The 12,233-nt window shown below is 66.1% G+C and carries 11 protein-coding genes; 1 reads left to right on the forward strand and 10 read right to left on the reverse strand.

The genetic code is table 11. The features are described 5' to 3' along the window. Positions 1-15: 15 nt before the first annotated feature. Complete coding sequence (gene betC / locus ACH82I_RS07800; protein ID WP_413336551.1) at positions 16-1,584, reverse strand: choline-sulfatase; 1,569 nt, start codon at positions 1,582-1,584, stop codon at positions 16-18. A 147-nt stretch (positions 1,585-1,731) separates the two neighbouring features. Here betC and ACH82I_RS07805 point away from each other — a divergent pair, with 147 nt between their 5' ends. Then, positions 1,732-2,649 (forward strand): formylglycine-generating enzyme family protein, encoded by a 918-nt coding sequence (locus tag ACH82I_RS07805; RefSeq protein ID WP_413336552.1) that lies wholly within the window; start codon positions 1,732-1,734, stop codon positions 2,647-2,649. Here the strand turns inward: ACH82I_RS07805 and ACH82I_RS07810 are convergent. The 9 genes from ACH82I_RS07810 to ACH82I_RS07850 form a co-directional block, all read right to left on the reverse strand. Then, entirely contained in the window at positions 2,608-4,761 is a 2,154-nt protein-coding gene (locus ACH82I_RS07810; protein ID WP_413336553.1) for a BCCT family transporter, read from the reverse strand. The two genes, ACH82I_RS07805 and ACH82I_RS07810, sit on opposite strands and share 42 nt — an antisense overlap. A gap of 60 nt (positions 4,762-4,821) precedes the next feature. After that, positions 4,822-5,055 (reverse strand): hypothetical protein, encoded by a 234-nt coding sequence (locus tag ACH82I_RS07815; RefSeq protein WP_413336554.1) that lies wholly within the window; start codon positions 5,053-5,055, stop codon positions 4,822-4,824. Positions 5,056-5,123: 68 nt separating this feature from the next. Continuing rightward, positions 5,124-5,438 (reverse strand): DMT family transporter, encoded by a 315-nt coding sequence (locus ACH82I_RS07820; protein WP_413336555.1) that lies wholly within the window; start codon positions 5,436-5,438, stop codon positions 5,124-5,126. Continuing rightward, the gene (locus ACH82I_RS07825) at positions 5,435-5,797 is read right to left on the reverse strand and encodes a DMT family transporter (RefSeq protein WP_230748091.1); all 363 of its coding nucleotides are present in this window, start codon (positions 5,795-5,797) and stop codon (positions 5,435-5,437) included. Before ACH82I_RS07825 ends, ACH82I_RS07820 begins: the two co-directional genes overlap by 4 nt. Positions 5,798-5,832: 35 nt before the next feature. After that, positions 5,833-6,423: a TetR/AcrR family transcriptional regulator gene (locus ACH82I_RS07830; protein WP_413336556.1), complete on the reverse strand. Its 591-nt coding sequence runs from the start codon at positions 6,421-6,423 to the stop codon at positions 5,833-5,835. A gap of 46 nt (positions 6,424-6,469) precedes the next feature. Beyond that, complete coding sequence (locus tag ACH82I_RS07835) at positions 6,470-7,261, reverse strand: ABC transporter ATP-binding protein (protein WP_413336557.1); 792 nt, start codon at positions 7,259-7,261, stop codon at positions 6,470-6,472. 5 nt (positions 7,262-7,266) lie between these two features. After that, positions 7,267-8,241 carry an ABC transporter permease gene (locus ACH82I_RS07840; protein WP_413336558.1) on the reverse strand — a complete coding sequence of 325 codons (975 nt, stop codon included), beginning with the start codon at positions 8,239-8,241 and terminating at the stop codon, positions 7,267-7,269. 45 nt (positions 8,242-8,286) lie between these two features. Continuing rightward, positions 8,287-9,270, reverse strand: a complete 984-nt coding sequence (locus ACH82I_RS07845; protein WP_413336559.1) for an ABC transporter substrate-binding protein — start codon at positions 9,268-9,270, stop codon at positions 8,287-8,289. A 246-nt stretch (positions 9,271-9,516) separates the two neighbouring features. Further along, on the reverse strand, positions 9,517-11,886 hold the full coding sequence (locus ACH82I_RS07850; protein ID WP_413336560.1) for a S9 family peptidase: 2,370 nt from the start codon (positions 11,884-11,886) through the stop codon (positions 9,517-9,519). Positions 11,887-12,233: the final 347 nt, after the last annotated feature.

Raw genomic sequence — 12,233 nt, forward strand, 5'->3', positions numbered from 1 at the left:
CTCGGCGCAGAGCCCTTACTGCGTGGAGTCGGGGATCTTGCCGAAGCTGAACGCGGCCCAGAAGTCACCGCGGACATAGCCGTTCTCCGGATCCGGGTCGAAGTCCCAGTGACGGACCTTCCCGACCTTGAGGGAGTCGGCGACGAGCTGGCGGCTGCGCTGCGAACCCAGCACGTGGTCCTCGAGATGCTCGAGGTCGTAGCTGGTTCCCAGATCGGCCCGCATCGCAGAGAGCGCCTCCGCATACGCGGGATCCCCGGCCCGGTTGACCAGCTCATCCGGATCGGATTCGAGGTCGAAGAGCAGCTCGGGATCGCCCGGGCAGATCGTCAGCTTGTACGCTCCGCGCACCAGCGTCACCTGCGGCCGGTAGGTGCCCTCGGCGAAGTACTCGATGACGATGTCCCGGTCTTCTGGACCCTGCTCGCCGGCGACTTCCCGACGCGCGGACTCGAGCAGAGAGGTCCCGGCGAGGTCCTCTTCCTCGGCGCCACCACGCGAACCCTGCGCGATCTCGAGCAGGGTCGGGGCGAGGTCGATCAGGCACACCGGGTTGGCATAACGGCCGGGGCGGACCACCTCGGCGGGGCCGGTGATGACGATCGGGACCCGGGAGGACTGCTCGTACGGGGACATCTTGTACCACAGGCCCTTCTCCCCAAGCATGTCTCCGTGGTCGCTGGTGACGATGATGACCGTGTTGTCCTCGAGTTCGAGCTCGCACAGCCGCCTGCGGATCGCACCGATGTGGTCGTCGATGTAGCTCACGGCCGCATAGTAGGCGCGCCTGGCCCGGCGCACGTCCTCGATGCCGGGGTTGCGCTTGTCGAATCCGCTCATCGTCCGCAGCCGGTGGCTGTGCGGGTCGACGGCGGGATCGGGCACCTCGGGGTGGGCGGGGTCGGGGATGTCCACCTCGGCGAATCGGTCCCAGTTCTCCCGCGGCGGCTCGTACGGGTCGTGCGGGTGGATGAACGAGGTGACCATGAGGAACGGCTGATCCTCCCCCGCGGCCTGGTTGGCCCGCTTCCGGTCATTGAGATGACGCAGGGTCCGGAAGATCACCTCGTCGTCGAAGTCCTGCTGGACGTTCGCCTTCGCGGCACCGGCGGTGAACACCGGATCGGCTTCGTGATACCACTGCAGCTTCTGGTCCAGCGGCCTCGTCCAGTCGGGCACCATGTCGAGGTCGGCCGGGTAGACATCCGTGGTCAGGCGCTCCTCGAAGCCATGGTGCTGATCGGGGCCGATGAAGTGCATGCGCCCGATCAGCGCCGTGTGATAGCCCTGCGCCCGCAGCCGGTGGGCGAAGGTCGGCACCGAGGCGGCGAAGTCGTCACCGTTGTCGAGGCAGTCGACCTCGGAGGGCATGCGCCCGGTCATCATCGACGCCCGGGAGGGGGCGCAGAGCGGGGTGTTGCAGTAGGCGCGATCGAACACGGCGCCCTCGGCGGCGAGGGCATCGATGTTCGGGGTCAGTGCGGCATCGTTTCCGTAGGCGCCGAGCGCCTGGGCGGCCATCTGATCGGCCTGGATGACGACGATGTTCGGCGGTTGCATATGCTGGTCACGTCCTTTTCTCATGGAAGGAAGTCTCCGCGCCGGCGACGGCGTCGCCGCGGAGGCGGAGTTGTTGTCGGGAATGTGAAGGTGGCGAAGATGAGCTCATGCTGCGGACCGGAACGGACGTCTCCCGCTGCTGCGGGGCAGGGCGATCGTCGGCCTTCCGAAGTGGGTGTTGAGGAAGAAGAATCCCCCGCCGAGGTGGCTGTGCCGGGCCGGGAATCGTCCCCCGAAGCGACCGGTGCCGATCCTGGGCTGCTGGCCGATCTGGCGGCCCGCGCCTCGCAGGATCTGCCGATGATCGCCCTGCCGGGAGGTCAGTTCCTCATGGGCAGCGACGACCCGCTGGCCTATCCCGAGGACGGTGAGGGACCGGTCCGCCGGGTCGAGGTCGCGCCGTTCGCGCTGGCGCCGACCACGGTGACCGTGGCCCAGTTCGCGGCCTTCGTCGTCAACACCGGTCATGTTACGGATGCCGAGTCCTTCGGCGACTCGCTCGTCTTCACCGGCCTGCTCTCCCCCGACCTGCAGGAGAGCGCTCCCGCGGTGGCGGCGACCCCGTGGTGGCGTCAGGTCTCCGGCGCCGCCTGGTACGCACCCGAAGGCCCCGGTTCCGACGTGAGAGAACGAGCCGATCATCCGGTCACGCATGTCTCGCGACGGGATGCCGAGGCCTTCGCCGCTTGGGCGGGAGTCCGCCTGCCCAGCGAAGCCGAATGGGAGTACGCCGCGCGCGGCAAGCACGAACAGCAGCCCTACCCGTGGGGTGCCGAACGCGAACCCCACGGACAACCGTGGATGAACACCTTCCAAGGCGAATTCCCCGACGCACCGAGCGCTCCCGTGGGCACGATGCCCGCCGATGCGTTCCGGCCCTTCGGCTTCGGTCTCTACAACATGACCGGCAACGTCTGGGAGTGGACGACCGATGCGTTCAGTTCCGGAGACCATCGCGCGGTCCTCCGCGGTGGCTCATACATGTGCCACGACTCCTACTGCCGCCGGTATCGGACCTCGGCGCGCACTGGCTCGACACCGGACACCTCACTCGGTCACACGGGGTTTCGACTGGCCGTCGACATCTGAGCCGTCGGCGTCTGAGCCGCCAACCTCTGAGTTGCCGGCGGCCGAGCGTTCGGCCGCGGTCGCCTCGGCGCTGGGGTCCGTATTCTCGGAATCCCTGCCGTCCGCCTCCGACGCACCGGACTCATCGGACTCAGCCGACTCGGGTGTCCACCCGTCGTCCCACCGGCCGGTCTCGTAGTCGTAGCCGACGGGCTCGCCGTCCTCATCGGTGCGCTGGTACCAGTCCGTGTAGTCCTCGTGTTCGGAGTCGATGTCGCCGTTGGCGCCGTCGCCCGGTTCGGTCTCGACGACCTGCAGGGCGAAGTTGTCCCCGTAGGCATCGGCACCGGCGATCACGGCATTGTCCATCGCGTTCTGCGCGTACTTCCGGCGCAGAGCGTGCGGATCCGTGCGCAGCTCCTTGAACCAGGCGACGACGATGAAGAGCATGATCACCGCGAACGGCACGGCCGTGACGATGACGAGCTGCTGCAGGCCTTCGAGCGCGCTGGCGTCGCCGAGGAGCAGCATGACCACGGCGATCCCGGACATCACGAGCCCCCAGAACACGACGACCCACTTCTTCGGCTCCTGGTCCCCGCGGCTGGCGAGCATGCCCATCACCACCGAAGCGGAATCCGCCGAGGTGATGAAGAAGATCGCGAGCACGATGATCGCCACGAACGGCAGCCATTCGACATAGGGCAGGTTGTCGATGAGCGTGAAGAACACCTCGGGGGCCTCCATGCTGTCGGTGAACCCGGCGGCCCCGGAACGGTACATCGAGATCGAGGTTCCGCCCATGATGCCGTAGGCGACGAAGAGCAGGGTCGAGGGGATGAAGATCGTGCCGAGGATGAACTGGCGGATGCTGCGACCGCGGGAGATGCGGGCGATGAAAGTGCCGACGAACGGCGACCAGGAGATCCACCAGGCCCAGTAGTACACGGTCCACACGGACTGGAACTCCTGCGTCTCGGCACCCCAGGACAGGGAGCGGCCCATGAGGTCGAAGAGCGAGCCCATGTACTCCATCAGTGCCGAGGGCAGCAGGTTGAGCAGGAACAGGGTCGGGCCGAGGAAGAGGACGAGCGCGACGATGCCGACGGTGAGGATGATGTTGATCGACGAGAGGTAGCGGATGCCCTTCGAGACACCGGAGACGGCGGAGATGATGAAGCCGACGGTGAGCACGCAGATGATGACGACGAGCATGTTGTTCGTCATCGGTCCCGCCCCGGAGACGATGCTGACCCCGGTGCCGATCTGCATGGCCGCGATGCCCAGGGCCGCCGCGGTGCCGAAGAGAGTGGCGACGATCGCGAAGATGTCGACGAGCTTGCCGGCGAAGCCCTCGGACTGGCGTTTGCCGAAGAGTGTGACGAAGATCGAGGACAGCAGCAGGGAGCGGCCGCGGCGGTACGCGGCATAGGCGATGGCGCCGCCGACGAGGGCGTACATCGCCCAGGCGTGGAAGCCCCAGTGGAAGTAGGTCTGCGCCATTGCCGTGTGCAGGGCCTCGGTCGTCTCTGCCTCATTGGTCAGCGGCGGCGGGCTGATGAAGTAGGTCAGCGGTTCGGAGGGTCCGAAGAAGAGCACGCCGATGCCGATGCCCGCGGCGAAGAGCATGGCCACCCATGAGAAGGTGGAGAACTCCGATTTCTCCCCGTCCTTGCCCAGGGGGATCTTGCCGTAGGGCGAGAACGCGAGGATGAGCAGGGCGACGAGGATGATGATGGCGACGAGGTTGAAGAACCAGCCGACGTTCATCGTCGACCAGTCGTAGGCGGCCTTGGCCACCGAGGCGACGCTGGCCGAATCGGCGATGCCCCAGATCACGAAGGCCACCGTCAGTGTGCCGGCGATGGCGAAGATGACCTTGTCGAGGGAGTAGCGGCGACGCTGTTCGTCGATGGCGATGCCGGGGACGAGGATCGGGTGCGTGTTGTGGGGGTATTGGGTGTTGCTCTCGGCCTGTTCCTCCCGCGGGTAGCGGGGGCGTGCGTAGTCGAGTTTGCCCAGGGTCTTTCCGGTCTCGCGGCCGACGCGTTTGGCATCGGCCTTGAGGCGGTCGCGGGAGGCCTTCCGGGCGACGGTGTGACTCTCGGGTTCGGGTGTGGTCTCATCGGACATGCGGCGATGGCCCTTTCTCATGAATTGACGAAGCGGGTGATCGGAGACTGTCCGTGGGGTCTATGGCTCCCGACCGCACCACCCGATCGCCGCACCCTCCCAGGAGTCGTTGGCATAGCCGAGGGTGGGCCGGGGTGCCGGCGTGGCGATGATGAGTTCAGGCCCCGCCGAGGTGGCCGGGCGCACCCGCCCACGATTCCTCAGTGCGGCGGCAGGGGGCAGGGCGAGAGCGTTCGTCGCGGCAGGCAGAGTCCGGGCACGGTGCTGCGCCCTGGAGATCCGTGTCACTGCCATAGCTTCGGACCTTAACAGCTGCCTGTGAGCTTCTCAAAGGAATGCTGTCATCTTCGCCCGAACTTCACTCAGCTGATTTCGACGAGGAAGACGCCGATCGCGATGAGTCCGATGCCGATGAGTGCCCGTCTGGTCAGCGGATCCTTCCATATCGCTCGGGCGAGCAGGCTGACCAGGGCCACACCGCAGGCGGCCCAGAGACCATAGGCGACCCCCAGCGGCATGCCTTCGCCGAGGGCCAGGCTGAGGAAGAAGAACGCGATCGCATAGCTGGTGGCCACCGGGATGAACCAGCGTTTGCGTTTGAGCCCGGCGCTCGCACGCAGACTGAGCGTGCCGGTGACCTCGCTGAGGATGGCGGCCGAAAGCCAGATCCAGCTCATGTGGACACCTCGCTCTCCGCCTCGGCGGGTTTGTCCGGGGTTCCGGTCTCGACGAGGACGACGCCGACGATGATGATGACGATTCCGATCATCGTGCCGATGCTCAGGGCATCACCGAAGAGCACCATGCCGAGGATCGCGACGAGGCTGACCCCGCAGGCCGCCCACACACCGTAGACTGCGCCGATCGGCATGCCCAGGCGCTGCGTCAGACCGAGCAGGGCGAAGGCGAGGGCGTAGAAGACAACGACCGCGGGGATCCATCCCGGGTGATCGAGAGAGGCCTTCAAGGTCAGGGTTCCGGCCACCTCGGCGGCGATCGCTCCTGCCAGCAGCGTCCACTTGCGTTTCCTCTTCATCGACACACCTCCTCGGTCGTGATGGTCATTGGCATTCATGCTTCTGCGTTCCGGTCGCCGGCCGCGAGGGATTCGGCCGCGAGGGATTCGGCCGCGTCGATGAGTCCGAGCGCGTGGATCTGGACCGCGGCGAGGTCCTCGGCGGGGAACACTCCGGTCGCCTCCGACATCCAGGCCCCGTCGGCGCAGAACCGGGCGGCTGTGAGCAGCGACCGGGCCTGCGGATTCAGTCCCGCGGTGTCGAACCAGGGACTCAGCTGCTCGTTCCAGGCCTGGGCGAGGGTCGGATGGTAGAGCGCATCGGAGAAGATCCAGTAGTCGGCCCGGGAGACCTCGGCGGTGGTCGCCACCCTGATATAGGCGCGATGCCGGTCGCAGGGACCCAGCGCTGCGGCGTCACTGCCCGACTGGGTGCGCAGCAGCAGCGCCCAGTGTTCGGCGGCGTGCGCGACGAGGCCGAGCATGAGCGCTTCCTTGTTGGGGAAGTGATACATCAGGCCGGGTTTGGTCAGACCCGCCTGCTGCGCCACCGATTCCAAGGAGATCGTGACACCCTGAATCGACTCGTTCTGCCCGGCCAGTTCCTGCGCTGCCTGGAGAATGCGGTCTCTCGTGTTCCCGTCCATGCCCTCCACTTTACCTTCCGGTTGGTAAAGTGGCGAAGGCGGCCCCTCAGTTCAGCAGCGCCCGGTCGCCGAGGCTTGCGCCCTTGAGCTTGGAGAACTCGGCGAGCAGCATCTTCACGGTCAGGTTCTTCTTCTCCTCGGCCGTCGCCTCGTAGATGATCCGGCCCTCGTGCATCATGATCAGGCGGTTGCCCAGCGCAATCGCCTGCTCCATGTTGTGGGTGACCATGAGAGTGGTCAGCCCGTCGTTCTCGACGATCTTCTTCGTCAGCGCCGTGACCAGGGCCGCCCGCTGCGGATCGAGGGCGGCGGTGTGCTCGTCGAGGAGGAGGATGCGGGGCTGGGTGAATCCGGCCATGAGCAGGCTCAGTGCCTGCCGCTGCCCGCCCGAGAGCAGCCCGACCTTCGTCTTCAGCCGGTTCTCGAGGCCGAGTTCCAGGGTGGCCAGCTCCTCCTTGAATCTCTCCCGCCTCGCCGAGGTGGTCCCGCGTCCCAGCCCGCGAGGCTTGCCGCGCCGCAGAGCCAGGGACAGGTTCTGTTCGATCGTGAGGTCGGGTGCGCTGCCGGCCATGGGGTCCTGGAAGACGCGTCCGAGGTACTTCGCCCGCTTGTGCTCGGGCATCCGGGAGACCTCGGCACGGTCGATCATGATCGAGCCCGTGTCGATGGGCAGACGTCCGGAGATCGTGTTGAGCAGCGTCGATTTGCCCGCTCCATTCGACCCGATCACCGTGACGAAGTCGGACTCCGCGAGTTCGAGCGAGAGCCCCTGCAACGCCTTGCGTTCGTTGACCGTGCCCGGGAAGAAGGTCTTGCCGATGGTGTCGATCTTGAGCATCTGCCTCAGCCCTTCGTGGTTTCGGATCCGACGCTGGGCACTTCGGTGATCTCGGCCGGGTCCTTCATATCCGTCGTCCCGCTCGGCACCGCGGCGGGCGCCTTGTTTCCGCGTCCGCGCAGTGAGGGGATCCGTTTGAGGATGCCCCATCTGGGCAGCAGCAGGGCGAGGACGACGAGGAGCGCGGTCGTCAGCTTCATATCGTTGGTGTCGAGTCCGGCGCGCAGGGCCAGGAAGATGATCAGCCGGTAGATCACCGAGCCGAGCAGTGCGCCGAGGCTGGCCATGAAGATGTTGCGGCTGCCGAAGACCGCTTGGCCGAGGATGACCGAGGCGAGGCCGACGAGGATGAGGCCGATGCCCATGCTGATGTCGGAGAACCCCTGGTACTGGGCGACGAGCGCACCGCAGAGGGCGACGAAGCCGTTGGACAGGGCGAGCGTGAGTATCGTCGTGTTGTCTGTATTCACGCCGAGGCTGCGGATCATCTCCCGGTTGTTGCCGGTGGCTTGGATGGCCAGTCCGAGATCGGTGGTGAGGAACCAGTCGATCGTGAACTTGAGCACCAGGGTGAAGAGGATGAGGATGACGATCGACACCCAGGTGCCCAGCCACATGTTCTCCCGCAGCGGGGTGAATACGGTCTCCTCTCGCAGCAGCGGCAGGTTCGCCTTGCCCATGATCCGCAGATTGATCGACCACAGGCCGATCATCGTGAGGATGCCGGCGAGCAGACCGTCGATTCCGCCCTTGGTGTGGAGCAGACCCGTGATGAACCCGGCGATGAGACCCGCCCCGATCGCGGCGGCCGTGGCCAGGAACGGATTGACCCCGGCGATGATGAGCGAGGCCGCGGTGGCCCCGCCGGTGGTGAAGCTGCCGTCGACGGTGAGGTCGGGGAAGTTGAGGACCTTGAAGGTCAGATAGACCCCGAGCGCCATCGCGGCGTAGATGAGCCCGAGCTCCAATGCTCCGAACATGTGTTTCCGATCAGGTGGTGGTGTGGCGGTGTGCTCTCACGAAGCTCACTCGATGACGTTGTCGGCTTCGTCGATGATGTCCTGCGGGATCTCGACTCCCTGGGCCTCGGCGGCCTTCGGGTTGACGACGAGTTCGAGATCGGAGCTGGTCTCGACCGGCAGTTCGGCCGGCTTCTGTCCGTCCTGCAGGATCTTCAGAGCCATCTGACCGGTCTGCTCGCCGAGCTTCGTGTAGTCGATGCCGCGGGTGATCGCCGCGCCCTGTTCGACCTGTCCGGCTTCGGAACCGACCAGCAGGGCCTTGTTCTTCTCGGCTGCCTGGACCATCGTCGAGACCGCGGAGACGACGTTGTTGTCGGTGGGCACGTAGTAGGCGTCGACCTTGCCGAGGGAGTCCACGGCCTGCGCGAGCTCACCGGAGTTCGCGATGGTCGCTTCCTTGATCTCGACTCCGAGGTCTTTCGCGGCCTCCTTCGCCAGGTCGACCTGCACCTGCGAGTTGACCTCGCCGGAGCTGTAGACGATGCCGACGGTCTTGGCATCGGATTTGAGGTCCTTGACCAGTTGGAGCTGCTCGGCGACGGGGTTGAGGTCGGAGGTGCCGGTGACATTGCCGCCGGGTGAGTCGTTGGTGTCGACGAGACCGGCTTCTTGGGCATCGGTGACGGCGGTGAAGAGGACCGGGATGTTCGTGATCGCCTGGGCGGCGGCCTGGGCCGCGGGGGTGGCGACGGCGAGGACGAGGTCGAGGTCCTCGTTCGCGAAGTTCTGGGCGATGGAGGTGGCGTTGGCCTGCTCGCCCTGCGCGTTCTGCTCGTCCCATTCGACGTCGACTCCGGCATCGTCGAAGGCCTTCTTGAAGCCTGCGCTCGAGGCGTCGAGCGCGGGGTGCTGCACGAGTTGGGAGATGCCGATCTTGAAGGAGTCGCCCTCGCCGCCGTCACCGCTTCCGTCACCGCCTGAGCAGGCCGAGACCGCCAGGATCGATCCGACGGCCACGATTGCGGTGGTCACTGTCCTCAGACGCATGCTTCTCCCCTTTGAAAAATGTCGGTTCGCCTGTCGGGAACCGATGCAGACCCTGCCGGAGCAGGCATCACCGTTGATGCATCCACTCTATTGGTCGGCACTGACGCAGGTGCCCGGAGAGGGGTTTTGGGGACAATCGTGCCGCTATCGTTATGTCCTGCGACAAACGTCCCCTGACCTCGGTCGACAGCGATCCAAACGTCCCGTCTCGGACCGCGAGTTCGGGTCTCGATTCAGGCCTCGGGCTCAGGCCTCGATCGCGAGGTCCGAGCGTCCCAGGACATCGAGGATCCAGGCGAAGTCGAAGGCGGTGTCCTTCCACGCGTCATAGCGGCCCGAGGCTCCTCCGTGTCCGGCGACCATCTCGGTCTTGAGCAGCGCCTCGGCGCCGACCTCGCGCAGACGGGCCACCCACTTCGCGGGTTCGACGTAGAGGACCCGGGTGTCGTTGAGCGAGGTCACGGCCAGGATCTTCGGATGGTCCGCCTCGGCGACGTTCTCGTAGGGAGAGTAGGAGCGCATGTACTCGTAGACATGCTCGTCGTGGAGCGGGTCTCCCCACTCCTCCCATTCGATGACGGTCAACGGCAGCTCGGGCATGAGGATCGAGGTCAGGGCGTCGACGAAGGGCACATGGGCGCTGACTCCGGCGAAGAGTTCGGGGGCCATGTTGACCACGGCGCCCATGAGCAGACCGCCCGCGGATCCGCCGGTCGCCACGAGGCTCTCCGGAGCGGTCCACTCCTGATCGATGAGGTGGCGGGCGACGGCAATGTAGTCGGTGAAGGTGTTCTTCTTCGTCGTCGTCTTGCCCTGGTCGTACCAGTGGCGGCCCATCTCTCCCCCGCCGCGCACGTGGGCGATGGCGAAGACGACTCCGCGGTCGAGCAGGGACAGTCGCGAGACCGAGAAGTACGGGTCCATGCTCGCTTCGTAGGAGCCGTAGCCGTAGAGGACGAGCGGTGCCGGTCGTTCGGGTGCCGGATCGTTCGCCGAGGCGGAGTCGTCCCCGGTTGCCGCAGCCGCCCCTTCCCCCGCCGAGGTGGTGGCATCGTTCCCCGTCGGATCGGCAGCCCCCTCCCGCACCGAGGCGGTGCCGGAGGTCAGCGGAACGAGATCCTGGCGATAGACGAGGGAGACCGGAATCTGTGTCCCGTCCTCGGCAGTCGCCCAGAGCAGCGTCTCCCCGTAGGAGTCGAGGTCGACGGAGCCGAGCACGGGCTGGCGCTTCAGCACCGTGTCAGTGCCGTCTGCGACGCTGTGCTGATAGACCACGGACGGGGTGGACAGGGAGGTGAAGACGAGGCGAATGCTCGCCTGCGAGAACTCGGGATTGCCGGCCAGGCCGAGAGTGCCGGTCTCCCGCTCGAAGGGCAGCTCGCGCAGACCGCCGTAGGGCGAATCAGTGTGGCCGGGGCTCGCGGGACCGAAGTCCACGATGCCGACGCGGGCGAAGCCGCCGCGACGGTAACTGATGACGATGAAGTCCGCGAAGGCGTCGACATCCTCGATGCGCAGGCCCTCGACGTCCTCGAGCACCGGGCGTCCGACCGCCTTGGGGTCGGCGACCGTCTCGGGCTCGTCTGCGGAATCGGCGCTTTCGAGACGGAGGCCGGCGGGGTCGGTGACAGGGACGTCGATGATGTCGAAGTCGGCACGGTCGAGATTGTGGGTGATGAGGAACCTGTCCTCACCGGCGATGACGGCATGTTCGACGTTGTACTCGACTCCCTCGACGCGCGGCCAGATCTCCTGCGGTGCGGCCTCGAGGTCGTCGGCGTCGAGGCGCCAATAGCCGGTGGTCGTCTTCGAGCCGGTGACGACGAACATGTACTTCCCCGACCGGGAGAACCCGGAGCCGACGAAGAAGCGCTCATCGGGTTCGTGGAAGATGCATACGTCTTCGGCGCTGTCGGTGCCGACGACGTGGCGCCAGACCTTCTCGGGCCGCCAGGCATCGTCGACCGTCGTGTAGAAGACGTAGCGGCCGCTCGGATCGATCGAGGCGCCGGCGAAGGTGCCGTCGACAGCATCGGGCAGGTCCTCTCCTGTGCTCAGGTCGCGCAGGCCCAGGGTGTAGCGCTCGTCACCGGTGGTGTCGACGCCGAAGAGGAGGTACCGGCCGTCATCGGTCAGGGAGAAGCTGCCGAGTGAGAAGAACTCCTGCCCATCGGCCGCGACATTGGAGTCGAAGACCACCTCTTCGCCGGGCAGCTCCTCCTCGCCAACCTCGGGCGGCGTCCAGTCATCGGGTCCGGAGACAGGGACACGGACGCTGATGCCGTAGTCGAGTCCGGCCTTCGTGCGGGAGAAGTACCAGTAGCCTCCGCGCCGCGTCGGCACGGACATGTCGGTCTCCTTGATGCGGGTCTTGATCTCGGTGAAGATCGAATCGCGCAGGGATTCGAGGTGCGCTGTCTGCGCCTGGGTCCACTCGTTCTCGGCCTCGAGGTGGGCAATGACCTCGGGAGATTCCTTGTCGCGCAGCCATTCGTAGTCATCGACGAAGGTGTGCCCGTGATGGGTGCGTTCGACGGGGATCTTCTTGGCCACGGGTGCCTGCCCCGACTCGGGGGTCGCGGATTCGGGAGTGGACGTTCCGGAAGTTTCGCTCATGAACGTCAGCCTATCGGCTCGGGCGGCGGCTGCTCGGGAAGAGGTCTCCGTGCCCGATTCGGGGGCGATCCGGGCGAGAGGTCGTGCCGAACCAGCATCGATCACACCGTATTGAGCAGAATGCACTCAACGCGCTCAATGGGCAGAACGAGCAGAGTGAGCACAAGCGCGCCCCGCTTCTCGCCCACCTCTACGCTGAGTCACAGATCACAACTGCCTTCACAGGAGAAGACTGCCTTCAATGGAGAAGCCCGCGCTCACGCACCCACCCCCGCAAAGCCATCACCACAGCAATCATCGCGCCCTGAAGCCGTCCTGCTGTGCTAAGTTGACGCCTACTCAGGGAA

Origin of the sequence: Brevibacterium sp. GP-SGM9 (genome assembly GCF_047300845.1) — a bacterium.
In the GTDB taxonomy this organism is placed as follows: domain Bacteria; phylum Actinomycetota; class Actinomycetes; order Actinomycetales; family Brevibacteriaceae; genus Brevibacterium.